Origin of the sequence: Tritonibacter mobilis (assembly GCF_001681715.1) — a bacterium.
GTDB classification, from domain to species: Bacteria; Pseudomonadota; Alphaproteobacteria; order Rhodobacterales; family Rhodobacteraceae; genus Epibacterium; species Epibacterium mobile.
In genome coordinates this window covers 68,194-92,950 of the sequence record NZ_LNWY01000018.1, presented here as the reverse complement: position 1 = coordinate 92,950, position 24,757 = coordinate 68,194, and the positions used below count along the sequence as shown (strand labels likewise).

At 61.3% G+C, this 24,757-nt stretch carries 24 protein-coding genes; 13 read left to right on the top strand and 11 right to left on the bottom strand.

The window, feature by feature from the left end:
- Positions 1 to 149 precede the first annotated feature (149 nt).
- Positions 150 to 857, top strand: a complete 708-nt coding sequence (locus UB90_RS17625; protein WP_065325714.1) for a glutathione S-transferase family protein — start codon at positions 150 to 152, stop codon at positions 855 to 857.
- Positions 858 to 2,231 carry an L-serine ammonia-lyase gene (locus UB90_RS17620; RefSeq protein WP_065322654.1) on the top strand — a complete coding sequence of 458 codons (1,374 nt, stop codon included), beginning with the start codon at positions 858 to 860 and terminating at the stop codon, positions 2,229 to 2,231.
- Positions 2,232 to 2,291: 60 nt separating this feature from the next.
- On the opposite strand, the gene UB90_RS17615 is transcribed toward UB90_RS17620, so the two are convergent.
- Entirely contained in the window at positions 2,292 to 2,846 is a 555-nt protein-coding gene (locus UB90_RS17615; protein WP_065325713.1) for a TetR/AcrR family transcriptional regulator, read from the bottom strand.
- A gap of 99 nt (positions 2,847 to 2,945) precedes the next feature.
- Between UB90_RS17615 and UB90_RS17610 the strand changes: the two genes are divergently transcribed.
- Together UB90_RS17610 and UB90_RS17605 are read left to right on the top strand one after the other, a co-directional pair.
- On the top strand, positions 2,946 to 3,857 hold the full coding sequence (locus UB90_RS17610; RefSeq protein ID WP_065325712.1) for an alpha/beta hydrolase family protein: 912 nt from the start codon (positions 2,946 to 2,948) through the stop codon (positions 3,855 to 3,857).
- Between the two features lie 71 nt (positions 3,858 to 3,928).
- Positions 3,929 to 4,906 carry a DMT family transporter gene (locus tag UB90_RS17605; RefSeq protein WP_065325711.1) on the top strand — a complete coding sequence of 326 codons (978 nt, stop codon included), beginning with the start codon at positions 3,929 to 3,931 and terminating at the stop codon, positions 4,904 to 4,906.
- Here UB90_RS17605 and UB90_RS17600 read toward each other — a convergent pair.
- Positions 4,872 to 5,543, bottom strand: coding sequence for a thiamine diphosphokinase (locus tag UB90_RS17600; protein WP_065325710.1), 672 nt, complete (start codon positions 5,541 to 5,543; stop codon positions 4,872 to 4,874). The genes UB90_RS17605 and UB90_RS17600 overlap by 35 nt on opposite strands.
- Positions 5,544 to 5,680: 137 nt before the next feature.
- Here UB90_RS17600 and UB90_RS17595 point away from each other — a divergent pair, with 137 nt between their 5' ends.
- Positions 5,681 to 7,993, top strand: coding sequence for a chemotaxis protein CheA (locus UB90_RS17595; protein ID WP_065325709.1), 2,313 nt, complete (start codon positions 5,681 to 5,683; stop codon positions 7,991 to 7,993).
- A 268-nt stretch (positions 7,994 to 8,261) separates the two neighbouring features.
- Here UB90_RS17595 and UB90_RS17590 read toward each other — a convergent pair whose 3' ends face one another.
- From UB90_RS17590 to nthA, 5 genes are all read right to left on the bottom strand, one after another.
- Positions 8,262 to 8,507: a DUF2842 domain-containing protein gene (locus tag UB90_RS17590; RefSeq protein ID WP_065325708.1), complete on the bottom strand. Its 246-nt coding sequence runs from the start codon at positions 8,505 to 8,507 to the stop codon at positions 8,262 to 8,264.
- Positions 8,507 to 9,820 carry an adenylosuccinate synthase gene (locus tag UB90_RS17585; protein ID WP_065325707.1) on the bottom strand — a complete coding sequence of 438 codons (1,314 nt, stop codon included), beginning with the start codon at positions 9,818 to 9,820 and terminating at the stop codon, positions 8,507 to 8,509. Before UB90_RS17585 ends, UB90_RS17590 begins: the two co-directional genes overlap by 1 nt.
- Before the next feature lie 175 nt (positions 9,821 to 9,995).
- Entirely contained in the window at positions 9,996 to 10,331 is a 336-nt protein-coding gene (locus UB90_RS17580; RefSeq protein ID WP_009176937.1) for a nitrile hydratase accessory protein, read from the bottom strand.
- Positions 10,328 to 11,014, bottom strand: coding sequence for a nitrile hydratase subunit beta (nthB, locus tag UB90_RS17575; RefSeq protein ID WP_065325706.1), 687 nt, complete (start codon positions 11,012 to 11,014; stop codon positions 10,328 to 10,330). The genes UB90_RS17580 and nthB overlap by 4 nt, the downstream gene beginning before the upstream one ends.
- Entirely contained in the window at positions 11,011 to 11,637 is a 627-nt protein-coding gene (gene nthA / locus UB90_RS17570; protein ID WP_065325762.1) for a nitrile hydratase subunit alpha, read from the bottom strand. Before nthA ends, nthB begins: the two co-directional genes overlap by 4 nt.
- Positions 11,638 to 11,819: 182 nt before the next feature.
- On the opposite strand from nthA, the gene secG reads away from it, so the two are divergent.
- From secG to UB90_RS17545, 5 genes are all read left to right on the top strand, one after another.
- Positions 11,820 to 12,185 carry a preprotein translocase subunit SecG gene (gene secG / locus UB90_RS17565; protein WP_009176593.1) on the top strand — a complete coding sequence of 122 codons (366 nt, stop codon included), beginning with the start codon at positions 11,820 to 11,822 and terminating at the stop codon, positions 12,183 to 12,185.
- A gap of 224 nt (positions 12,186 to 12,409) precedes the next feature.
- Entirely contained in the window at positions 12,410 to 14,053 is a 1,644-nt protein-coding gene (locus UB90_RS17560; RefSeq protein ID WP_009177176.1) for a CTP synthase, read from the top strand.
- Positions 14,054 to 14,189: 136 nt separating this feature from the next.
- On the top strand, positions 14,190 to 14,558 hold the full coding sequence (locus tag UB90_RS17555) for a VOC family protein (RefSeq protein WP_065325761.1): 369 nt from the start codon (positions 14,190 to 14,192) through the stop codon (positions 14,556 to 14,558).
- Between the two features lie 92 nt (positions 14,559 to 14,650).
- Positions 14,651 to 15,082 (top strand): hypothetical protein, encoded by a 432-nt coding sequence (locus UB90_RS17550; RefSeq protein ID WP_227512098.1) that lies wholly within the window; start codon positions 14,651 to 14,653, stop codon positions 15,080 to 15,082.
- 182 nt (positions 15,083 to 15,264) lie between these two features.
- Complete coding sequence (locus UB90_RS17545; protein WP_065325705.1) at positions 15,265 to 16,167, top strand: fructose bisphosphate aldolase; 903 nt, start codon at positions 15,265 to 15,267, stop codon at positions 16,165 to 16,167.
- A gap of 85 nt (positions 16,168 to 16,252) precedes the next feature.
- On the opposite strand, the gene UB90_RS17540 is transcribed toward UB90_RS17545, so the two are convergent.
- The 3 genes from UB90_RS17540 to UB90_RS17530 all read right to left on the bottom strand — a co-directional run bounded on the left by UB90_RS17540 (position 16,253) and on the right by UB90_RS17530 (position 19,724).
- On the bottom strand, positions 16,253 to 17,719 hold the full coding sequence (locus tag UB90_RS17540) for a globin-coupled sensor protein (RefSeq protein WP_065325704.1): 1,467 nt from the start codon (positions 17,717 to 17,719) through the stop codon (positions 16,253 to 16,255).
- A 432-nt stretch (positions 17,720 to 18,151) separates the two neighbouring features.
- Positions 18,152 to 18,877, bottom strand: coding sequence for a sterol desaturase family protein (locus UB90_RS17535; protein ID WP_009176525.1), 726 nt, complete (start codon positions 18,875 to 18,877; stop codon positions 18,152 to 18,154).
- 49 nt (positions 18,878 to 18,926) lie between these two features.
- Positions 18,927 to 19,724 (bottom strand): crotonase/enoyl-CoA hydratase family protein, encoded by a 798-nt coding sequence (locus UB90_RS17530; RefSeq protein ID WP_065325703.1) that lies wholly within the window; start codon positions 19,722 to 19,724, stop codon positions 18,927 to 18,929.
- A 162-nt stretch (positions 19,725 to 19,886) separates the two neighbouring features.
- Here UB90_RS17530 and UB90_RS17525 point away from each other — a divergent pair, with 162 nt between their 5' ends.
- Positions 19,887 to 21,002, top strand: coding sequence for a pyridoxal phosphate-dependent aminotransferase (locus UB90_RS17525; RefSeq protein WP_065325702.1), 1,116 nt, complete (start codon positions 19,887 to 19,889; stop codon positions 21,000 to 21,002).
- Positions 21,003 to 21,128: 126 nt separating this feature from the next.
- Positions 21,129 to 21,353 carry a hypothetical protein gene (locus UB90_RS17520; RefSeq protein ID WP_065325701.1) on the top strand — a complete coding sequence of 75 codons (225 nt, stop codon included), beginning with the start codon at positions 21,129 to 21,131 and terminating at the stop codon, positions 21,351 to 21,353.
- Between the two features lie 44 nt (positions 21,354 to 21,397).
- On the opposite strand, the gene UB90_RS17515 is transcribed toward UB90_RS17520, so the two are convergent.
- Positions 21,398 to 22,615, bottom strand: coding sequence for a pyridoxal-phosphate-dependent aminotransferase family protein (locus tag UB90_RS17515; RefSeq protein WP_065325700.1), 1,218 nt, complete (start codon positions 22,613 to 22,615; stop codon positions 21,398 to 21,400).
- Positions 22,616 to 22,847: 232 nt separating this feature from the next.
- Here UB90_RS17515 and UB90_RS17510 point away from each other — a divergent pair, with 232 nt between their 5' ends.
- The gene (locus tag UB90_RS17510) at positions 22,848 to 24,707 is read left to right on the top strand and encodes an ABC transporter ATP-binding protein (protein WP_227512099.1); all 1,860 of its coding nucleotides are present in this window, start codon (positions 22,848 to 22,850) and stop codon (positions 24,705 to 24,707) included.
- Positions 24,708 to 24,757 lie beyond the last annotated feature (50 nt).

Sequence of the window (24,757 nt, the reverse complement as noted above, 5' to 3'; positions counted from 1 at the left end):
CCTCCGCCCCGAAAGGAACAGTGATGTCATTGATCACAACTGATTGGTTGCAAAGCGGCGTCAAAATCATAGGTTACACCAGCGCGTTTCCTATCGGAAACGTCGGTTTCAATCGCTCACTTCGCCCCGCACGGACCTAAGATCTCTGCATGACCACACCGCTTCGCCTTCACTATGCGCCCGACAATGCCTCGCTCATCGTGCGACTGGCGCTGGAAGAGCTTGGCCTGCCCTATGAGACAATCCTGGTGGACCGCAGCCAACAGGCCCAGCGCGCGCCGGAGTATCTACGCCTCAACCCCAATGGCACCATCCCGGTTCTGGAAACGCCGGATGGAGCGCTGTTTGAAACTGCGGCCATCCTGCTGTGGCTCTCGGATCAGGCCGCGCGTCTCGCCCCCGCACCCGGATCTGCCGAACGCGGGCGCTTTTTGACATGGCTGTTTTGGTGCTCGAACACCTTGCACGTCGATTTGCGCCAGTATTTCTACCCGGAGAAATATATCGGCCCCGATCCGTCGCATCACGCGCAACTGCGTCAGATGCTCCGTCAGCGCTTGCACGATCACCTGCGCATGGTTGACGCCGCGCTGGCAGTTACCCCGGCCCTCACCGGCAAAGACCAGCCGACGCTCCTTGACCTTTACCTGCCCTGCCTGTTGCGGTGGACCAAGCTCTACGCAGAGACCGCGCAAACCCCATGGTTTGAACTCTCCGCCTACCCCGCACTCTCTGAGGTGTGTCGCCGGGCCGAGGCGCGCAACAGCACAAAGGCCGCACAAATCGCCGAAGGGCTCGGACCGACGCCCTTCACCGCCCCAACATTCGCCATCCCTCCAGAAGGATCAGCCACCTAAATGTTCCTCTCCGTTTTTGACATGTTCAAGGTCGGCATCGGCCCGTCCTCCTCGCACACCATGGGCCCGATGGTGGCCGCCGCGCGCTTTCTTGACATGATGCGCGCCTCGCCGTTTGAGTTTCGCGGCCTGCGCGCCTCGCTGCATGGCTCGCTCGCCTTTACGGGCGTCGGTCACGCCACGGACCGCGCCACCATCCTCGGGCTCGCGGGCTTTCTGCCCGACACCTATGATAACGACAAAGCCGAAGACACGCTTGCGGCCATCAATGCCACCAAGACCATTGTGCTTGATGATCTTGGCACCCTGCAGTTTGATCCCAAGGCGGATATGATCTTTGATTATGATCACGCGCTGCCCGGCCACGCCAATGGCATGGTGCTGATGGCGACCGACGCGCAGGGGGATGTCACGCTTCGCCAGGTGTATTACTCGGTCGGCGGGGGCTTCGTGCTCACGGAGGAGGAACTGGCCCAGGGCAAGGCCACGGATGAGGGCGACCCGATCCCCTACCCGTTCAAATCCGCCGTCGAGATGCTGGAGATGGCGAAAACCTCCCGCCTCACGATTGCCCAGATGAAACGCGCCAATGAAGTCTCGCGCGGCTGCGAGGAAAGCCTCGCCAAGGGCACCCAACGCCTGTGGCAGGTGATGAACGATTGCATTAACCGCGGGCTGGAGCGCGACGGCATCCTGCCCGGTGGCCTGAGCGTGCGTCGCCGCGCCAAGGGCATCTATGATTCCCTGATGGCCGAGCGTGGCATGAACCTGACCGCGCCGCACACCATCAACGACTGGATGAGCGTCTACGCCATGGCCGTGAACGAGGAAAACGCCGCCGGGGGTCAGGTGGTGACCGCCCCCACCAATGGCGCGGCAGGCGTGCTGCCTGCGGTGCTGCGCTACTACCTCGATCATGTCCCCGGCGCGTCGGAAAAACACATCGAGGATTTCTTGCTGACCGCCGCCGCCATCGGCGGGCTGGTCAAATACAATGCCTCGATTTCCGGCGCTGAGGCGGGCTGTCAGGCCGAGGTCGGATCGGCCTCTGCCATGGCGGCGGCGGGGCTCTGTGCGGTGATGGGCGGCACGCCGGAGCAGGTGGAAAACGCGGCTGAAATTGCGCTGGAACACCACCTCGGCATGACCTGTGATCCGGTCAAAGGTCTGGTGCAGGTGCCTTGCATTGAGCGCAACGGCCTTGGCGCGATCAAGGCGGTTTCGGCGGCGTCCCTGGCGCTGCGCGGCGACGGGCAGCATTTTGTGCCGCTGGATGCGGTGATTGAGACCATGCGCCAGACCGGGGCCGACATGCATGAAAAATATAAGGAAACCTCGCTCGGTGGCCTTGCCGTGAACGTGCCCAACTGCTGAACCCGCAAACAGACGCGCCATCCGTCCAGCCGGTGGCGCAGCCCCTTTGGCGGCTCTCACTCAGCCAATGCCCGCGCCGATCTCATCCGCCAGTCGCAACAGCGGCTGCTGTGATTGCTGCGCATAGGCCATCACCCACGCCCCTTGCAGGCGGATATGCAGCGCATAGGCCGCCGCATCCGGCTCTGTTTGATTGAGCCGCCGCGCCTCGCGCGCCAGACCCTCCGTCCAGCTGGTATAGACCTCCTGCACCGCCTCTTGCAGCAACGGCGTGTCCGATGCTGCCTGCAACACGCTCAGCACCGGGCAGGCCTCGATGTGATCGACCTGCGCCAATGTGTCCGCCAGATCCCGGCAGGCCGCCTGCGCGCCACCTTCGAACGTCTCTGCCCCTTCAAAGGACCGCTGCACCAAAGCCTCGATCCAGGCCCCTGCCCAGCGCGTGGCCGCCGCCGCCAATTCGGGTTTACCGCCGGGAAAGTGATAATAAAGCGACCCTTTGGGCAGACCGGCCTCGGTCAGGATCTCGGTCAGCCCCACCCCCGAATAGCCCTTCCTGCGAAAGAGCCGTGAGGCGGTCTTGATCAGTGTGATGCGGGTGTCTGGCGCGGTCATAAAAAAGGAATAGCCTCATTGGACCGATTGGTCTACATATGTGATTAGACCGACTGGTCTACACCCAGTCAGACTACACACAGTCAGAGGTGATCTCCCATGTCCCCCACGCCCGAAACCATCCCCTTTGGCCCCAGCAGCAGCCCGCTTGTGGGCCAGTGGTATCCGGCGCAGGGGCAAATGCAGGCGGCCATGGTTCTGCATGGGGCAACCGGCGTGCCGCAGCGGTTTTATCGTCATTTTGCGGCATGGGCCGCTGAGCGGGGCATTGGCACCCTGACCTATGACTACCGGGATTTTGGCGACTCGCTGCGTGGCCCGATCCGCAACAGCCCCGCCTCCATGGCGGATTGGGCGGTTGCCGATCAGGACGCAGCACAACGCAAACTGGCCGAGCTTGCCCCCACCGGGCCGCTTTGGGTGCTTGGGCATTCGTTGGGCGGGTTGGGCGTTGCGTTTCACACTTATCCCGCGCGGGTCTCACGGATCATCACGCTGGGGTCCGGGATGACACATCACTGGGATCACCCCTGGAGCTATCTGCCCAAGGTTCTAGCCTTCTGGTTCCTGCTTGGCCCGCTTGCAACGGCGGTGACAGGCTATCTGCCGGGACGGCGGCTCGGGCTTGGCGCAGATCTGCCTGCCGGGGTCTACTGGCAATGGCGCCGCTGGTGCACGCGGCGGGATTTCTTTGCCAGCGACATTGGCCGATCTCTGCCACAGCCCGATTTCGACGCGCTCCATCCGCCACTGGAACTCTGCGTGGCGACGGATGATGTCGTTGTGCCCCCCGTCGCGGTTCAGCGGTATGCGGCGCATTTTGCGCCCAGCCGCACCCAATTGCGCATGTTTGATCCCGGCACCTATGGGCTGAAGCACCTGGACCATGTGAGCTTTCTCGGTGCAGGTCTCGGAGCGGGTCTCGGTGCGGGCAACGAGGCCGCCTGGGACGACCTCCTGCTGCAGCAGACCGCGCAGGTCGACGCAGCGCCTCTCCGGCAGGCGCGATAGCGTCTAAAGCCCACAACTTCTGAACATATTCACCACTTGCCAAGCCCTGCCGCCGCCCCTAGCGTCGCCGGATGAGCCAAACATCTGCCGCCACCCCCGATACGATGGATCGCCCGCTTCTTGGCATTGCCTTGATGCTGGGCTTTTGCGCCCTCATTCCACTTGGCGATGCAGTGGCAAAGCTTCTGTCGACGCGCATTCCGGTGGGGCAAATCGTCTTTGTCCGCTTTGCAGCACAGGGAATAACCCTCGCACCGGTGGCGCTGATGCTGGGGATCTCTCTGCGCCTGCCTGCGCGCATCATGCCCATCGTGCTGCTGCGCACGGTGCTACAGATGGCGGGCATCACCGCGATGTTCATGGCGCTGCGATTCCTGCCTTTGGCGGATGCGGTGGCCATTGCCTTTGTGATGCCCTTCATCATGCTGCTCTTGGGCAAATATGTCCTCAAGGAAGATGTCGGCCTGCGCCGCCTTCTGGCCTGTATCGTGGGGTTTGTCGGCACGCTTCTGGTGATCCAGCCGAGCTTTGCCGCGGTGGGCCTGAACGCGCTCTGGCCCTTGGCGGTGGCGGTGATCTTTGCGGTCTTTATGATGGTGACACGCACCATCGCCCGCGAAACCGATCCCATCGCCATACAGGCCGTGTCCGGTGGCATTGCCTGCGTTCTGATGGCGGGGCTCTTTGCGCTTGGCGCACAGTTTGAGCTCAAAGAGCTGAACACCACACTGCCCGCCCGCCCAGAGGTGAACCTGCTACTGCTAGCGGGGGTTTTGGGCACCATTGCGCATCTGTTGATGACATGGTCGCTGCGCTATGCGCCCACCAGCACGCTGGCTTCGATGCAATATCTGGAGATCCCGGTTGCGGTCTTTGTCGGCTGGCTGTTCTTTTCTGAACTGCCCAACACGATCGCCACCTGCGGGATCGCGTTAACCATGGCGGCAGGGCTTTATGCGGTGATGCGCGAACGCAGCGTCAGCCGTGCGGCGCGCAAAGTGGACCCAACCCCGATCAGCAAGACCGGCCTGCCTGCATCGCCTGAATAAGCCCACCGAGGCAGTGCCGCGGCAGCATCGCCAGCAGTCCCGGCCCGTCCACCTCGATCCGGATCGGCCCGGTGGCGCGATTAGAGGTGCCAATGCGCGACATCGGCGACAGGTTTAGCCCCTCGATGGGCCACTCCAGCCCCTGCGAACGCCCGGTGACGGGACACAGCGGAAAGAGTGAGACCACATCGCCCGCGTTCAGTGCCACCTCCAGCGGTGTGGTCAGATGCACCACCAGCTCATGCGCGCCGATCAGAATGCAACTGGCCGCATGTGGCTGCACCAAAACATTGAGCGCGGCCAACTGGTGATCCAGACGCGCGCCCAGAACGCCAACAGCCAGTACCAGAGGCGCGTTGACCGACCGCAGGGCCTTGTCGAAATCGGTCGTCTCCTGTTCTTCAACAAGATGCAGTATACTCTCAGAGAGGGCCGCACGGGTCGCATCAGACACCGAGTCGAAATCACCGATCACCGCCCGAGGCCGATGCCCAAGCGCCAGCGCCTGATCCGCGCCACTGTCGATGGCAACCAGACCCGGCGCATGCGCCAGCGCTTCGGCCAGATCAGATCTGGTGACATCCCCCCCGCCAATCAGCGTGACCGGGGCGGTTTCCTGAACAATTACCTCTGTCATGGAGGATATCTGGCAGAAATGGAAACAAGCCACAATGTAAACACAAAATTATACGAACAATTGCTAGGAGTCGGGCCGAATTTGACCCGAAGATGAATAGTGTTGACCTTGCGACTTTGCTGAGGACGAGCCGACGAATGGTACAGAATAACAAAGTTTTAACCGTTTCTTATGGAACGTTTTCGTGCACCCTTGAGGGGTTCGAAGACTCCTTTGACACGATGAAAGCGATTGCCGAGTACTTTCGTGATCTGGCTGCGGATGACCGTTACTTTGGTGCGGAACCGCCCCAGCCAGATGCCGAGATGATGGCCCGGATCGCCCAGCGTGAAATTGCCCGCCAGGTTGAGGCCCGCAGCAGCGACAGCGGCATTCATCTGCGCGCTGCCGCCGCTGCACCTACGGCGCCCGCTCAGGTGGCCACGCCTGCCGCGGAGACCCGCGCAGAGCCTCCACTCGAAGAGACTGCAACCAAGGACGCCGATGCGGTGGAGCCGGTCACCGATTCGCCCGCAACGACTGCTGAAATCGCAGATCAGATCGCAGAAGATCGCGAAGCGGTGACTGAAACCACTGCCGAGGATACAGATGCAGCGTCAGACTCAGTCCTTGCAGATGTGAGCAGCGCGCTTCGCGAAACACGCGCCGAGGATCTCGCCACTGATGCGGATGAGGCGGATGATATTCAAGACGACATTCAAGCGGACCTCGCAGATGACCTGATGGCCGAGGATGTCCTGGACCCGGCCCCGCGGTCCGAAGATACCGTTCCTGCCACCGACAGCATTGCAGCCAAGCTGCAGCGCATCCGCGCCGTCGTCGCCAAAACCCCCAACCGCAGCGAAGAATTCATCGAGGATGAACACGCCGATGCGGTCAGCACCGGTGAAAACAACCTGCCCGAGGATGTAGCGACTGCCTTTGAAGACGATCTGCGTGACGATGAGCCGTTCGAGGACGAAGCAACGCATGAAGAATCCGTCAGCGACATTCTGGATCGGCTGGACCTGACCGGTGCGCGTGTGGATGCGCCGGTCTCGGATGACGCAGAGGACGAGAGCGACGCCGACACGGTGTCTGAAACCATCGCCCAAGACACTCTCTCTGACGAGAGTGCGGACGAGCCAGAGGCGCAGGCACAGCCGGTGCGCCCTCAGCGCCCCCTTAAGGCGCGCACCATCCGCGTCACTCGGAACGTGCAGGCCACGCCCGAAGACTCTGATGGCACGACTGCCTCAGATGAGGGCCAGCCAGAAGCCCCAGAAACACAGGACGCTTCAGACGCGACAGCAGCGGCACCGTCTGCTGAGGCCGAAAGCCACGCAAACGCGGCGGAAGAGAAACCAGCAGCGGCTGAGGCCCCGGCAGAACCAATCCGCCCGCGCCGTCCAGTGCGTGGTCGGGTGATCCGTGTGAAACGTGCACAGGCGGATGGCTCTCTGATCGACGCCACCGCAGAAGATGTAACCCCGCGCCGCGAACCGGCCGCTGACGCCCCCAAAGCCATCGCCCCCGCCGCGCCCAAAGAAAGCAGCCTCTCGGAAGATGAAGAAGCTGATCTGATGGCCGAACTGGCCGCCGTTGAGGCCGAATTGATGGCCTCCAGCGGATCACAGGCGGATGCGACCCCGGCAGAAGACGATGCGTTTGAGGAAGACCATGCCGAGGTCGCGCCAGAGGCGCCTGTTGCGGCAGAACGCCCCGCGCGCGAGATTCTGACTTCTTCGGATGCGTCGACCGACGGGGATGTCTCGCGTTTGATGGCGGCTGCCGACGACCGTCTGAGCGACGAGGATGCAGCCTCATCGCGCGAAACCTATAATCAACTGCGTGCGGCGGTGGCTGCGGCGCAGGCGGATACCGGCGAATCGGATGACGCCCGCCGCGAGGCCCGCACCCGCGCCTTCCGCGAGGATCTCGCCCATGTGGTCCGCCCGTCCCGTGGGGGATCTGACGACGGTGCCGCTCGCGGCGCAGGTCAGGCGCGCCCCGCACCACTGAAACTGGTGGCCGAGCAGCGTATCGACCCGACCCCAGAAGAAAAACCTGCCGCAGCCGCACAAGCACAGCCGTCGGATACGCCAGTGCGTCCCCGTCGGGTCTCCAGCGTGCTGATGGGGTCTGACGAGGACGACAGCGCACCTGCGGCGCGGCAACAGGACGGCGCTTTTGCCACCTATGCGACGGAAAAAGGCGCGGTGGAGCTGCATGAACTGCTGGAAGCTGCTGCCTCTTACATGAGTTTTGTGGAAGGCCGCGAGAGTTTCTCCCGCCCGCAGCTGATCAACAAGGTGCGCATGCTTGAAGGGCAGGATGATTTCAACCGCGAGGACAGCCTGCGCTCCTTTGGCATGTTGCTGCGTGAAGGCAAGCTGAAGAAGGCCTCCAATGGGCGCTTCTCGGTGTCTTCACAAATCGGCTTCCGCCCCGGCAACCGCGCGGCAGGCTAACCGCCACAGCCGCCATGGTATCGATGATCAAAAAACACCGCCCTGAAATGGGCGGTGTTTTTGTTTGATATCAAACCCTTCATGTCGCGATAGGTTGACGACAATGTCTGAGGTGTTTCGCTTCGGGCTTTGCCCGAAGCGACCGGCGCCGCGCTCCCCTGCGGGGAGCGCGGCGCCGGGCCCAACTGGGCGATGGGTCCCGCAAGGGGCACGGAGCACGGACGGGAGCCTCCCGCCCTCACAATATATGCGCCTCTGCGGGGCCTTGTTACTTTGGATGTTCGTCGTGGAGCGCGTCGGGATCTTCCTTGCCGACACCTTTGAAAACGAACTTGAACGGCAGCACCCACACCACGCCCAGCGCGATGTAGACCAGCAGTTCCAACCAGATCGGCGGGCGACCCAGCAGATTCATGATCGTCACCGCCAGCACAATATAGAGCGGCATCCCCACAAGCAGGATCACCAGCGCCCAGATCCTCCGGGCGCGGTAGCTGAGACCATCCTTTGCCATCAGTCAGCGAAGGGGTCGGTCACCAGAATGGTGTCGTCCCGCTCCGGGCTGGTGGACAAAAGCGCGACGGGGCATTGGATCAGCTCTTCAACTCGGCGCACATATTTGATCGCGTTGGCAGGCAGATCTGCCCAGCTGCGCGCGCCCTCGGTGGACTCGCTCCAGCCTTCCATCTCTTCGTAGATTGGCGTGCAGCGCGCCTGCTGATCGGCGGCGGTCGGCAGGTAATCCAGACGGATGCCGTCCAGATCATAGCCCACACAGATTTTCAGCGTCTCAAACCCGTCCAGAACATCAAGCTTGGTCAAGGAAATCCCGTTAATGCCGGAGGTCGCGCAGGTCTGGCGCACCAGACAGGCATCAAACCAGCCACAGCGGCGCTGACGGCCGGTGGTGGTGCCAAACTCATGACCCCGGGTGCCCAGACGCTCGCCATCGGCATCCGGTTTGCCGTCCGCGCCCAGCAATTCCGTCGGGAACGGGCCTTCGCCCACGCGGGTGGTATAGGCTTTGACGATGCCGAGCACGTAATCGATGGAATTGGGGCCAATACCAACGCCAGTTGCCGCCTGACCGGCGATCACATTCGACGAGGTCACAAAGGGATAGGTGCCAAAGTCAATGTCCAGAAGCGCGCCCTGAGCGCCCTCAAACAGGATACGTTTGCCCGCTTTGCGCTTCTCGTTCATCACCTTCCAGACCGGCGCGGCGAAAGGCAGAATCTCGCCCGCGATCTCTTTCAGCAAGTCGACCAATGCGTCACGGTCGATCGGCTCCACGCCGAGGCCCTTGCGCAGTGGGTCATGGTGCTGAAGTGCCCGGTCCACACGCGCCTCAAGCGTCGCATGATCGGCCAGATCGGCCACGCGAATGGCGCGGCGGCCCACTTTGTCCTCATAGGCCGGGCCGATGCCGCGACCGGTGGTGCCGATCTTGGTGCCCTTGGAGGCCGCCTCTTCGCGGGCGCGGTCCAATTCACCGTGGAACGGCATGATCAGCGGGGTATTTTCCGCGATCATCAGCGTCTCGGGCGTGATCTCCACACCTTGGGCGCGCACGGTCTCGATCTCTTTCATCAGGTGCCATGGGTCGAGCACGACACCATTGCCGATGACAGAAAGCTTGCCACCGCGCACCACACCCGAAGGCAGCGCGTGCAGCTTGTAGACCTTTTTGTCGATGACCAGCGTATGGCCGGCGTTGTGGCCGCCCTGAAAGCGCGCGATCACATCGGCGCGTTCGCTGAGCCAGTCAACGATCTTGCCCTTACCTTCATCGCCCCACTGGGCGCCGACTACCACGACATTGGCCATCTCAGGTCCTTTGCATGCTGGGTTGAAACCGACGCCCCGTATAGCGAGGCGGCGCGGGCGAGGAAACCGGAATCTCGTCGCAGGACGGTTACAATCTCAGGTCCGCACCTGAAGCGCACTGCAAAAACGGGCTCGGAGCCTGTCCGACCGAAGAGGATTATTAAAACGGGCTGCGCTAGATCACATCATCAGGCAGATGGACCGGAGCCCCATGCGGCGTGGACAGATAGGCCTCTGCCCAGCCTTGCCGGATGCGTTCCACCTCGCCCGCATCGGTGTGTCCCTGATCCGCCATCAGCCTTTGCAACGTGGCCAGCCACACCGTGAAATAGTCGTCACCGCCATTGAGTTCGCGGCTCAGGCCCGCCTGGCGCAACCCGGCAGAGAAGCGCTCCACCCATTCGGGCCATGTAAACAGCCCGCTTTCATTCAGATGCACCGCCAGCGCAAAGGCCTGCGCGTGCCATGGGGCCTCAAAGGCTGGCTCAGGGCGCTGGGGCGTGTCAGTCATGTGGACACAGGCTCCAGATAGCTTTGCCACAGATCCAGCACCACCTCGTCACCGGGGTGCTCCGCCTGTGGCCACAGGGCTTGCGCCTGAAACACCACCGCATAAAGCGGCTCTGGTGCCTCCCCTTGGTCATGAGCATTGGAATCGGGAAAGACGTGACTGCCATGCAGGCGCAAGATCCGCCCCTCGGCGTGGCTGGCATAGGTGGGCAGCCGGGTGTGGCCGCCATCGACCGATCTATTGCCGCTTAGCCGCGTGCGCACGATGTCGCCGGGCTGATAACGCGCAGCCACGGTGCTGTCGCGATCCGCAGGTCCCCCCGCCGCAAGCACCGCCGCGACGCGCGCCGCAGGCAGGTGCCGCGCGGCGAGCGGATGGATCGTGTCTGGCGTGTCCGACACCGCGCTCAGATCCGCACGGCTCAACACCCCTTGCGCCACCAACAGATCCGCCAGCGCGGCCAGCCATTTCTCATAATAGCCGAAGTTCATATAGTCAGAGGGGCTGAGACACTCGCGCGCATGGCGCGACATATCAATGTTCCACTGCCCCAACGCACCGCAGGCCAGAGTCAGCGCCAATGCGCGGGCATGCCAATCCTGCGCAAAGATCGGCGCATCCTGAGGTTCGGGATGGATCACCCCGTCCCCGTAGCGCCCGCCCATATCATGGATGCGGCTCATGCGGGGGCCTCGCTGGCCGGCGTTGCCAATGCGGTTCCAATCATCGAATCGCGCCCCACAAGCGCTACTAAGGCGTCCTCACTCCACCCTTCGGTGCCCTCGGGGCGCATTGGCAACACCAGATAACGCACCTCAGCGGTGGAATCCCACACCCGCACCGCAGTCTCGTCAGGCAGGGTGACGCCAAATTCCGCCAGAACTTTGCGTGGCTCACGCACGGCACGCGCGCGATAGGCGTCGGATTTATACCACCCCGGTGGTATCCCCAACAGCGGCCACGGGTAGCAGCTGCATAGGGTGCAGACGACCATGTTGTGGCGCTCTGGCGTGTTCTCGACCACCACCACATGCTCCCCTTGGCGCCCATTGAGACCCATCTCATCCAAGATCGCATCCGCGTCTTGCAAAAGAGCTGCGCGAAACGCGGGATCATGCCAAGCCCGCGCCACCACGCGCGCGCCGTTCTGTGGGCCGATCTTATTCTCATAAGTATCAATGATGGCATCCAGCGCCGCCGGGTCGATCAGCCCCTTGCGGGTCAGAATCGTCTCCAGCGCCTTGACGCGCAGGGCGGGCTCGGATGGCAACAGGCTATGCGGGTGGTCGGGATCATCATGAGGCATGTTGAATGCTGGCGTCTCGCCCCCTGCTGTGTCCAGTTTCAAATCGTGATGCATACAATCAATTCCTGTTGCGCAGCCGGTTTTTGCGCCCCTCGACAAAAGACAAAAGAACTCCGCCCTTGCCCCGACCGGCAATCTTCCCTATGAACCGCCCGATACTCAGCCAACAGCCGCAGGGTCCTATGGAAAACGTCGTTCTCATCATCCATCTTCTTCTGGCGCTCGGCCTCATTGCCGTTGTTCTTTTGCAACGCTCCGAGGGCGGTGGCCTTGGCATGGGTGGCGGTGGTGGCGGCGGTGCCATGACCGGGCGCGCAGCCGCAACCGCGCTGAGCAAAGTAACCTGGGTTCTGGCCATCGCGTTCATCGCGACCTCCATCACCCTCACGGTGCTGGCTGCTCAGAAATCCGGGCGCTCGTCGATCACCGACAGCCTTGTGCCTTCGACGCAGGATAGCACGCCGGACGCACCGACCTCTCCGCTTGGCAACGATCTTCTGCCGCCAAGCTCGGGCGAAAACGCGCCGCTGGTACCCAGCGCCGACTGACATACAAAACCTAGACAGACTTGAGGGAACCGTAACAGCATCTTGCGGTTCCCTTGCGCATGCTTTGCGAATCTGATAACTGTTAAGTCCCGTGATGCTGCGGTTTTTGAGGTGTGGAAATTCACGCTGAAATCACCGCCGGGCAGCAAGAGATGCGGGGTCTTCCCCGGATCACGACTGAACCGATTTGGACCTGACACGATCTCACGGGGGCAGCCGAAAACATGGCGCGTTTCATCTTTATTACTGGCGGTGTCGTCTCTTCTCTGGGCAAGGGACTGGCCTCTGCTGCGCTGGGTGCGCTGCTGCAAGCGCGGGGCTACTCCGTCCGCCTGCGCAAACTCGACCCCTATCTGAACGTCGATCCGGGCACCATGAGCCCGTTTGAACACGGCGAGGTCTTTGTGACCGACGACGGCGCAGAAACCGACCTCGATCTGGGCCACTACGAGCGGTTCACGGGCGTACCAGCCCGCAAGACCGACTCGATCTCCTCCGGGCGGATCTACACCAACGTGCTCGAGAAAGAGCGCCGCGGCGACTACCTCGGCAAGACCATTCAGGTGATTCCGCACGTCACCAACGAGATCAAAGACTTCATCTCCATCGGAGAGGATGAGGTCGATTTCATGCTCTGCGAGATTGGCGGCACCGTAGGCGACATCGAAGGGCTGCCTTTCTTTGAGGCCATCCGCCAGTTCAGCCAGGATAAGCCGCGCGGTCAGTGTATCTTTATGCACCTGACGCTCCTGCCCTACATCAAAGCCTCTGGCGAGCTGAAAACCAAACCGACCCAGCACTCCGTGAAGGAGCTGCGCTCCATCGGTCTGGCCCCCGATATTCTGGTCTGCCGCTCCGAGGGTCCGATCCCCGTGAAGGAACGCGAAAAGCTGGCGCTCTTTTGCAACGTGCGCGCCGACAGCGTGATCGCGGCGCAGGATCTGAAATCCATCTACGAGGCGCCGCTGGCCTATCACCGCGAAGGTCTCGATCAGGCGGTTCTGGACGCCTTTGGCATCGCCCCTGCCCCGCGCCCGACGCTGGACACATGGGAAGACGTGGCCGACCGCATCTACAACCCCGAGGGTGAAGTCAAAGTCGCCATCGTCGGCAAATATACACAGCTTGAAGACGCCTATAAATCTATCGCCGAGGCGCTCACTCATGGGGGCATGGCGAACCGGGTGAAGGTGCGTATCGAGTGGGTCGACGCAGAGCTCTTCGACAAGGAAGACGCAACGCCCTATCTGCAGGGCTTCCATGCGATCCTCGTGCCCGGCGGCTTTGGCGAGCGCGGCACCGAAGGTAAGATCAAGGCGGCGCAATATGCCCGCGAGCACAAGGTGCCCTACCTCGGCATCTGTCTCGGAATGCAGATGGCCGTGATCGAGGCCGCCCGCAACGTGGCCGGTATCGAGGAAGCCGGCTCCGAGGAATTCGACCATGAAGCGGGTAAAAAGCGTTTTGAACCCGTGGTTTACCACCTGAAGGAATGGGTGCAGGGCAACCACAAGGTGAGCCGCAGCGCCGATGACGACAAAGGGGGCACCATGCGCCTGGGTGCCTATGACGCGTCCCTCGCCGATGGGTCCAAAGTGGCCGAGGTCTATGGCTCCACCTCCATCGAGGAACGCCACCGTCACCGTTATGAGGTCGACATCAAATACCGCGAAAAACTCGAGGCCTGCGGTCTGAAGTTCACCGGCATGAGCCCCGATGGCCGCCTGCCCGAGATCGTTGAATGGAGCGATCATCCTTGGTTCATCGGCGTGCAGTTCCACCCGGAACTCAAATCCAAACCCTTCGATCCGCACCCGCTGTTCAAGGATTTCGTCCGCGCAGCCAAGGAAACCTCGCGTCTGGTCTGATTCCTGCGCAACGTCACGATAACTGAACAAAGGGCATCTCTATCGGAGGTGCCCTTTTTGCATGCGCTCCTTTTTCATGCGCACTTGGCAGCGCGATGAGCTGCTGCCACACTCCGAACCTACCGGAGGGGAAGACATGCAAACATGTTTGGGGCGCATCCTCATCTATACAAAACGCATCGATGACATGGTGGCGTTTTACACCGCCCTTTTTGGCTACACCCGCCACGACCTCCCCGGCGACCGGATCGTCGAATTGCGCTCCCCAGCCGCCGGTGCAGCCCTTCTCTTGCATCCCGCCGCCCGCAGTCAGAAAATCGGCCAGTCCAGCGTAAAACTGGTCTTTGACGTTGAGGATGTGGCCGGGTTCTGCGCCGCTGCATCAAAGGCCGGCTTTGCCTTTGGCAGCCTCCACGAGGCGGACGGCTACCAATTTGCCAATCGCAAGGACCCGGACGGCAATTCAGTCTCTATCTCAAGCGGTATTTTTGCGCCCAACAGGTGAGCCTCGTTAGCAATTTAGAAGCCCCCATCTCTTATGGTCCTGAGTCGAAGTGACGACCCAAGCACGGCCGAGAATGGCCGCTGGAGACGACGATGCCAGAAACAGGCACCATAACGAGCAAAGAACCCCGAGAGGAGTTCCCGGTGATCGGAACCGAAGAGGTTCCCGCAGTCTTTTTCGACGGCGACAAGCTGCTCTTATGCTACGAGGTGGCGCCCATTGCAGGCGGCGGGCTCGCCATTTTGGAATTTGACGATGTGCTGGATTTTCGCATCGATCCCATGAATGTGGATGAACTCTCGGAATCTCCCTACCCGGTCTCGGCGTGGAATTTCACCGAAATCTGCGGCAGCGAAAAAGCCGCCCGTTGGGCCGCGATGGATGCCCGTTACTGGAGCCTGTCCTTCACCGACATGACCCTCACGGTGCTGTTTGACACCGTGCGTCTGGCCGGGCGCAGTCGCGAAAAATGCCTGCCGCACAAGGCCCTGAAACATTTTATCGGCTCCTTGCTTGCGGCGTGATGGCGATTGGCGCGTGCCCGCGCATCCGCTGGCCTCGCCTCATGATACCCGCAAAGCGTTTTTTCGCTGAAACGGCGGGACGTTAGCGCAACCATCGCAAAGCATTTGTTGTCTCCCTCTTGGCCCACGGTATAGAAGTGGCTGCAACAGTATCCGTGCATTTCCCAAGGAGGCCGCGCGTCATGGCGACAGACCCCGCAATCCATCAGCAACAGTTTGACCGCATTGCAACTGGCAAGGGCTTCATCGCCGCGCTGGACCAGTCTGGCGGTTCCACACCCAAGGCGCTGGCGCTTTATGGCGTGATGGAAGACGCCTATTCCAATGACGAGGAAATGTTCGGAGAAATCCAGAAGATGCGCGCACGCATCATCACCGCACCGGATTTCAACAGCGACAAGATCCTTGGCGCGATCCTGTTTGAAAAAACCATGGACAATGCCATCGACGGCACGCCCGTCCCCGTCTACCTCTGGGAAAAATGCGGCGTTGTACCCTTCCTGAAGGTCGACAAGGGCCTTGCAGATGAGGCAGACGGCGTCCAGCTGATGAAGCCGATGCCCGATCTCGATGCGCTTTTGGAACGCGCGGTTGCCGCTGGTATTTTTGGCACCAAGATGCGCTCTGTCGTCAAAGAAGCCAACGTCGCTGGCATCAAATCCGTGGTGGCGCAGCAGTTCGAGGTTGGCCTGCAGATCGCACGCGCCGGTCTGGTTCCGATCATCGAACCCGAAGTGGACATCAACTCCGCCACCAAATCCGAGGCAGAAGCCCTGCTCAAGGACGAAATCAAAGCCCAGCTTGACGCCCTGCCCGAGGGCACCAAGGTTTCGCTCAAACTGACGATCCCCAATGAGGCAGGCCTCTATGACAGCCTCGCGGATCACCCCGCCGTGGTGCGTGTGGTGGCGCTTTCCGGTGGCTACACCACCGATGACGCCTGCGCGCGCCTGTCGCAAAACAGCAAGATGATCGCGTCTTTCTCGCGCGCCTTGACCGAGGGGCTGAATGTGGCGATGTCGGATGCGGATTATAACGCGGCCCTCGGCTCCAACATCGACAAGATCTACAAAGCCTCGCTCTGAAGCACGTCGCAAACTGAGCGTTGTTTGAAACAGCAAAGGCCGCAGCACCCGCTGCGGCCTTTGTCACATCTGACACATCGGACCGTTAGCCCACGTTGCGGAACGCCGCATCCTGTGCGCCCTCAAACCCGCCACTTTGACTGCCCGATCCAAGCTGGAACACAGACACCAGCCCAGAGAGGGTCGATGCCTCATTGCGCATTTCCATCAGGGCAGCGGTGCTTTGTTCAACCATGGCCGCGTTTTGCTGGGTCACACTGTCAAGCTGCGACACGCCGATGTTGATCTCACCAAAGGCCGTGGATTGCTGCTCGGCAGAGCTGGCCACCTGTTGCGTGAGGTCAGCGGCTTCGTTGATGTGATTGACGATACTTTCGAGCATCTCGCCCGCGTTGCCCACAAGCTCCACGCCGCTTTCCACATGTTTGGTGCTGATGTCGATCAACTCCTTGATCTCACCGGCAGAGTCAGCCGTGCGCTGCGCCAGATTACGCACTTCGGACGCCACCACCGCAAAGCCACGGCCACTTTCGCCCGCCCGCGCGGCCTCAACCCCGGCATTGAGCGCCAGCAGATTGGTCTGAAAGGAGATATCGTCAATCACCGAGATGATTTTGGAAATCTGGGCCGAGGAGTCCGCAATCTCGTTCATTTTCTCAACCGCATTGCGCACCACCACGCTGCCCTCTTCGGCGCGCTGGCGGGTGGTATCGACCGCACCACTGGTCTGCTGCGTCGCCTCGGCAGAAGAGCGCATGCTGACGGTGATTTCCTCCACGGCGGCTGCGGTCTGCTCCAGCGTCGCGGCCTGAGATTCCGTACGTTGGGATAGATCTTGCGAGGCTTGTGAAACCTCCAGCGCCCCGCTGTCCAATTGCTGTGCAGAGGTGCGAATCCCGGAAATGACCTGCCGCAAGGCACCGATTGCAGCGTTGAAACTCTCGCGAATGCCATTGAACTGTTCCGGAAAATCGCTGTTTTCGGGTGAAGGAATATCATGGCTCAGGTCTTGTGCGGCCAGCGCTTCGATCGCATCGGTCATATAGCGAAAGCCCCGATTTTGCTCTTCTTGTACGGCCTCTGCATGGGCGTCAAAGATCAGTTGAATATCGAGCGCCATGGCCCGTGACAAAATCCCGAGCAAAATATGTGTCTCAGACGCGCGCCGAAACAGTCCACCTGTCTGGCGCTTCAGAATAAGCGCTTGGATTTGCGCATTTGCATGCGCGTAGCCGGCATTAAAAAATGCAAACGGCAGGCCGATGCGGGTGTGCACCTGACCGATATTACGCGCCGAAGATTGATAGTCTTCGCAATACTCACCGGAAAACAGTCGCGACCAATGTTTGAGCTGCTCTCCCTTCGCGCGCTCCAGCATCTTGTCGCTTTTGAAAAAGGCAGCCATTTCCGGCTCGCGCCCGACCCGATCATAAAAGTGATCCAAAACCTCAGGCAGCAGCGCCATCACCATCTTGGAGGCCTTTTGCAAGCGGGCCTGATTTGCTCCGTCCAGATCGTAAGTCGCGAGCAATGCGTTCATCTCAACCGTCACAGGAGTACTCCTCTGCATTCGTTAAAGCAGCGGTCGCCGTGAGTTTATCGCAAAATAGAGCGCCGCAGGACTTCGAGAATTATGATCGATTTGCGAACGAATGCTAAATAAATACAATTTTATGGTTTACGCCCGTCAAAAACACCGCGTTACACATTCCCCTTTCGGAATTGTGGCCAATAGATGACGCATTACTGCTCAACACCCTGAACAGGTGAATTATTTCGAATTTCCAAATTTAAAACCGCGCACAGATCGATTCGATCCAAGGCGTCAATAACCCTAAAAACAATGATATTTACTTCACCAAACAAGCTTCTTGCGAATTCAACGCGCGACCCCACGTAATGAAATCGAAAACTTCAAAATCGCGCTTTGACAGAATGTCATCTTTTATAGCTCTCCCGACACCGCCACCGCCCCTCATTCTATTTACGCGCGACAAGCGCGGGCGATGTCGTCGGCACTCAACTGGTAACGATTTGCAAACCGTTTCCGTGCGGCCACCAGCCTCGGGTCGTCCGGTGTCATGCCAAGGGTGCGGATGAACTCGACCCGCTGTTGCTTCTTCAGCGCCTCGCGGTCGATGGCCGTGCCCATCGCGCGGTCGATCACCTCACCGCCGGGCGAGACATGGAACCATTTGGAGAAATCGCGGAAATGGTGCTGGTTGTGAAGCTGGGTCACATGCCGCTCCACCCGTGTTTTGGACACTGTCAGATGCGCTGTCATGTGAAACCATTCATACCCCAGAAAGGTCGCAACCCCGCCCACCAGCACGATCGCCGCCGCAAGCGTCAGCGCATGCAGCGGCAGGACCAGCCACACCAGCCCGTAGATCAGCGCAAAATTCACCGCCAACATCGGCAGCGCCACCCAGATCGGCGCAAAGAACAGCCGGTGATTGGTCGGAAAATCATGGTGGCCGTAATGCGCCTGATAGAGCAAATCAAAGGCCCACTGTCGGCGCGGCGGCTTCAGGTGGAAGATATAACGGTGCAGCCCGTATTCATTGAGCATCTGCAAGCCGACGCCCAGCACCACAAAGCCCCATTGCCATGTCGCCCCCTGCATCAGCAGGATCGCCACACCCAGCGCCACCGCCGCCAGCATAACCGGCACCGACGGGTGCGACAGCAAGAGTTTCAACCGCATCATGTCCGCTCCTCCTCGAATGGACCTGCCCAGCCTGCGCGCCCCGGCGGCGCTACTTAAAGACCGGCGGGCGTTTTTGCATGTTTGCCATCACCACTTCCATCTGCTCGGGCTTGCCGATCAGTGCTGCCTGCTCTTCGCTCTCGCGCAACAGCACCTCTGCGGCACTCGCACCGCTTTCGGCATAGGCGATCAGGCGCTTGGCGGCGCGGATGGCATTGGGGCCCTTGCCTGCGATCTCTGCCGCAAGCGCCTGCGCGCGGGCCAACGGGTCCTCCGCGATCTCGGTGACCAGCCCCCAGCGCTCGGCCTGCTCGGCCTCCACAGGCGTTGCCGTATAGGTCAGCATGCGCAGCACGTCCGAACGCACCAGCTGCGGCAGGAGCGCCATGCCCCCCATATCCGGGATCAGGCCCCACTTCATTTCCATCACCGCGAGCTTTGCATCCGGGGCCGCAATGCGCATATCCGCCCCCAGCGCAATCTGAAGCCCTGCGCCAAAGGTTGCCCCCTGCAAGGCCGCGATCACCGGAATATCCAAGGCGCGCCACATCATGGCGACGGCCTGAAAATCATTGGCGTCCCCCTCGGTGCGATCCATGATCCAGCCGGTGTCCTGCATCTGCCCCATCGCGGCAAAGCTCATCACATCAAGGCCCGCGCAGAAACTCTTACCCTCGCCCGACAGCACCACCGCTCGCGCGTCCGAGGCCGCAACCTCCTCGGCCGCCTGGATCACCGCCGCCAGCATGTGTTTGTCGACCGCGTTCATCTTGTCGGCGCGGGTCAGGGTGACATGGGCCACATGGTCGCGGATCTCGACGGATACACGCGCGTTTTCCTCAGCCATCACAGGCTCCTCCTCTGGTCGTCTCGCGTGCCGTCGCTGTGGCACCCTCGTTGGTTGCACCCAGCTTGCCGCGCTTCGCCCGCGCTTTCCAGCCTGACGCCGGGGCACCGGATCACGCATGGCCCCTTGCCCGTCTGCGTCCGCCCGGCTAGGTCTTGGCGCATGACAGACAGCCGCCAAACCCCGCTCGCCCAGTCCCTGCCCGCTTCGGTCCCTTTTGTGGGGCCCGAAACCCATGAACGCCAACGCGGCGCGCCTTTTGTGGCGCGGCTCGGCGCGAATGAGAATCTCTTTGGTGTCTCACCCAAGGCCGTCGCCGCCATGCAGGCCTCGGCGGCAGAGATCTGGAAGTACGGCGACGCCGAAAGCTATGAGCTGCGTCAGGCGCTTTCTGATCTGCACGGCGTTGCCCCCGATCACATCATGGTTGGTGAGGGGATCGACGGGCTTCTGGGCAATCTGGTGCGGCTCTATGTGGGTGCCGGGGATGCGGTGGTCACGTCGCTTGGGGCTTATCCCACGTTCAACTACCATGTGGCAGGGTTTGGCGGCGTCCTGCACACCGTCCCCTACAAGGACGACCACGAAGACATCGCCGCATTGATGGCCAAGGCCCATGAGGTCAGCGCCAAGATCGTCTACCTCGCCAACCCCGACAACCCGATGGGCAGCTGGCATCGCGGCGCGGATATCGTCGCCGCTTTGGATGATCTGCCCGAGGGCAGCCTCTTGCTGCTGGATGAGGCTTACGTGGAATGCGCCCCCGCTGGCACTGCCGCACCGGTGGATGTGACCGACCCGCGCGTGATCCGCATGCGCACCCTCTCAAAGGCCTATGGCATGGCAGGCGCGCGCGTCGGCTATGCGATGGGCGCGGTTGAGGTGATTTCCGCCTTTCACAAGGTGCGCAATCATTTTGGCATGAACCGTTGTGCCCAGATTGGCGCAACCGAGGCGATCAAGGATCAGGACTGGCTGGCCCATGTGCAGGCAGAGATTGCCACCGCCCGTGATGAGATTTCTCGCATTGCGCGCGAAAATGGCCTGACGCCGCTGCCCTCTGCCACCAATTTCGTCGCCATCGACTGTGGCCATGACGGGGATTTTGCCAAGGTGGTCTTGGAGGCGCTGGTGGCGCGTGACATCTTTGTGCGTATGCCCTTTGCAGCACCGCAAAACCGCTGCATCCGCGTCAGCTGCGGCCCCGAGGCCGAGCGCGCCGCCTTTGCCGCCGCGCTGCCTCTTGCGCTGGAAGAGGCGCGCCGCAAACGCGGCTGACCCAGCGGCGCGGTCGCACATAGCGCAAGCGAACCGGTAAAACGTCCTGAAGGCGCGCGCGCTTTACCGGGAGTTTACCCATTTAGGGCTAGGCTGTGCGGACATTGCCTGCCTGGAGGGGTAATCATGAAACGCCGGAACACGCACCATGACAACACAGAATTCCTGTCGGCCACGCTCAGTTTTCTGGCCGTGAACCTCTTGTGGATCTTCTTTGCGCTCTGGCTTCTTTATGGAATGGTTCCGGTGCTATTGCTGGCGGTTGCGATGAACCACATGATCAACCGGCTTGAGGTGCGCATGATCCGCGCCGATACACGCGGCGCGCATCCCCTCAACCGGCGCATCTGACCCTGCAAGAGGCGAACCACAGCGGCCCGCCTCGCCATCTGACCTCAGCCCGCCTGTGATCCGGCGAGCACCTGAGCCGCCGCCTCCAGCGCGCCAGAGCCATGCGGGATATCCAGCGCACTCAGACCCGTTTCAATGCCGCCCAACAGCCCCATAATCATATGGCCGTTGACGTGCCCCATATGGCCGAGACGGAAAAAGCCATGCCACTCCGCGCTATCGGGCGGCGCCATGCCGAGCCCGATGCCCAGCGTCAGACCAAGGTTCTCCTCCAGCCACATCCGCAGATCCGTGGCCCGTGGTGAGGGCAGTCTGAGCGCTGTCACCGCATGGGAGCGCAGCGCAGGATCTGCAACATTCATCGCCAGCGCGCCGCCTTCGCTCCAGCGATCACAGGCCGCCCAAATCGCCCGCGCCAAGGTCTCATGACGATCCCAGATCTGCTCGATCCCCTCTGCGTGGATCAAATCCAATGCCGCGCGCAGACCATATAGATGATGCGTCGGCGCGGTGCCGCCAAAGAACTGATAGAAATATTCCGGGTTGGCGCGCGGCGTCCAATCCCAATAGCGGCTGACCCGAGGCACGCGCGCGCGCGCCTCTGCGGCCTTGTCATTAAAGAACACAAACGACAGCCCCGCAGGCACCATCAGCCCTTTCTGGCTGCCGGTGACCATCACATCAACGCCCCAGGCGTCCATCTCGAACCGGTCGCACCCGAGTGAGGCAATGCAATCCGCCATCAACAACGCCGGGTGGTTCTCCGCGTCCAGTGCCCCGCGCAAGCCCTTGATATCATTTCGGATCGACGTGGAGGTGTCGGTATGAACACCCAGCACCGCCTTGATCTCATGCGCCGTATCTGCGGCCAGCCGCTCTGCCACGCGCGCCAGATCAAAGGGGGCTTGCAGGCCGAAATCCATCACCTCGATCCGCAAGCCAATCGCTTCGGCCATCTCGCTCCAGCCATAGGCAAAGCGACCGGAGGCCGGAACCAGAACCTTGTCACCCTCTTGCAAGGTGTTTGACAGCGCCGCCTCCCACGCGCCGTGGCCGTTGGCGATATAAATCGCCACATGATGCTCGGTGCGGGCGACTTTGCGCAGATCCGGCGGCAGCGTATCGGTCATCTCAACCAATTCACCGGCGTAGATATTGGGAGAGGCACGATGCATCGCCTGCAATACCTGATCCGGCATCACCGAAGGCCCCGGAATCGCCAGATAGGACCGACCGGAAGAGAGTTTCACAGAATCGCGCATATTAAGTTGCCCTGCTGAGTGCTCGGGATGTCCTGTTGCGTCGGATAATCGCCCGAGACGTATTTCAATTGGCCGCAGCCTAGCGCAGCCCCCGGCAAGGTCAATTGCCTAAGGCCACCCCAAGCCCCCACGGCCCGCACCGCTTGCGCGCTGCCTCTAAGCTGCTTAAATGTCGGGACTTGTCGCAAGTCTTGCCGGCATCAGACCATAAACGACAGTCAGGAAGTGCAGAATGAGTACGCAATACATGTCCTCGCGCGAATTGTTGCGCTGGCTTTGGCGCGGCTACCTGCGGCATCACATCGGCCTGCTGGCCATCGCCGTCGTTTTTATGCTGATCGAAGGCGCATCCGTTGGTGGCCTCAGCTACATGATGCAGCCGATGTTTGATCTGGTGTTTGTCAACGGCAACGAGAATGCCTTGGTCTGGGTCAGCGTCGCTTTCTTTGCCATCTTTGTGCTGCGCGGGTTCAGTTCGGTGACCCAGCGGGTGATCCTTGCAACCATCAACCAGCGGTCCGAGGCGCATATGCGCACCGATATGCTGGACCGTCTGATCCATCAGGACGCCAGTTTTCACCAGCATCACCCCCCCGGTTTTTTGATCCAGCGGGTGCAATCTGATGTGGCGGCGATCAATCAGGTCTGGCAAGCGATCATCACCGGGTCGGGCCGGGACGTGGCGCAATTGATTGCCGTGCTCGGGGTCGCCATCAGTGTCGATTGGCGCTGGACGCTCATTATGCTGATCGGCGTGCCGCTCTTGGTGCTGCCGCTATCGATCGTGCAACGCTATGTGCGCAAAAAAGCCAGCCTTGCCCGCGACCTTGGTGCGGTGCAGGCCACCCGGCTGGATGAGGTGTTCCACGGCATCGTCCCGATCAAGCTGAACCGGCTCGAGGACTATCAAAGCGGGCGCTACCGCACCGCGACCGCCTCCTTTGTGCGCGCTCAGATCAAGGCGGCCCTTGGGGCCTCCTCCACCACTGGCATGGTCGATATGATGGCCGGGCTTGGGGTGATGTGTGTGATCCTGTTTGGCGGGCGCGAGATCATTGATGGCGACAAGACCGTCGGCGAATTCATGAGCTTTTTCACTGCGATTGGCCTCGCCTTTGACCCGATGCGCCGCCTCGCCGCCATTATGGGCATCTGGCAAGGGGCCGCCGCTGCAATGGAGCGCATCAAAGAGCTGATGGATGCCCCGATCACGCTGGTGTCGCCGGAAGAGCCCAAACCTGCGCCCAAGGGTCTGCCCGAAATCCGCCTCGACAATGTGAACCTCTATTATGGTGAGGCGCATATTCTGCGCGATCTATCCTTGGTGGCTGAAGCTGGCAAAACCACCGCATTGGTGGGCGCATCGGGGGCGGGTAAATCCACGATTTTCAACATCCTGACACGTCTGGTTGATCCGCAGAGCGGCTCTGTCACCCTTGATGGAACCGAGGTGCGCGATCTCGATCTTGGCGATCTGCGGGATCTGTTCTCCGTGGTGACACAGGACGCGCTGCTGTTTGATGAAACGCTCAAGGAAAACATCCTGCTGGGCCGCACCGACGTCAGTGACGAACGCCTCACGGAGGTGCTGGACGCCGCCCATGTCTCCGATTTCCTGCACAAGCTGCCGGATGGGCTGGAAACCCGGGTCGGACCGCGCGGCTCTGCGCTTTCGGGCGGGCAGCGTCAGCGTGTGGTGATTGCGCGCGCATTGCTGCGCGACACGCCTCTGCTGCTTTTGGATGAGGCGACATCGGCGCTCGATGCCCAGTCCGAAAAAGTGGTGCAAAAGGCGCTGGAGAAGCTCTCTGGCGGGCGCACCACCATTGTGATCGCGCACCGTCTTTCGACCATTCGCGCGGCGGATAAGATCGTGGTGATGGAACGTGGCCGCGTTATGGATCAGGGTCGCCACGAGGAGCTGCTGGAGCGCGGCGGCATCTATGCCGATCTCTATCGTCTGCAATTTCAGGACGGTAAAACGGTGATCGATACCGATGGCGTCAACGCCCAGATCACCCGCAATGATCGCCAGGACGAACGAGAGGACACAGGCCTGTTGCGCCGCTTTGCCCGTCGCCTGTTTGGCTGATCCACGGCAGGCCAGACCCGCTTGAACTCCGGCGCGTTCGGGGTCACATC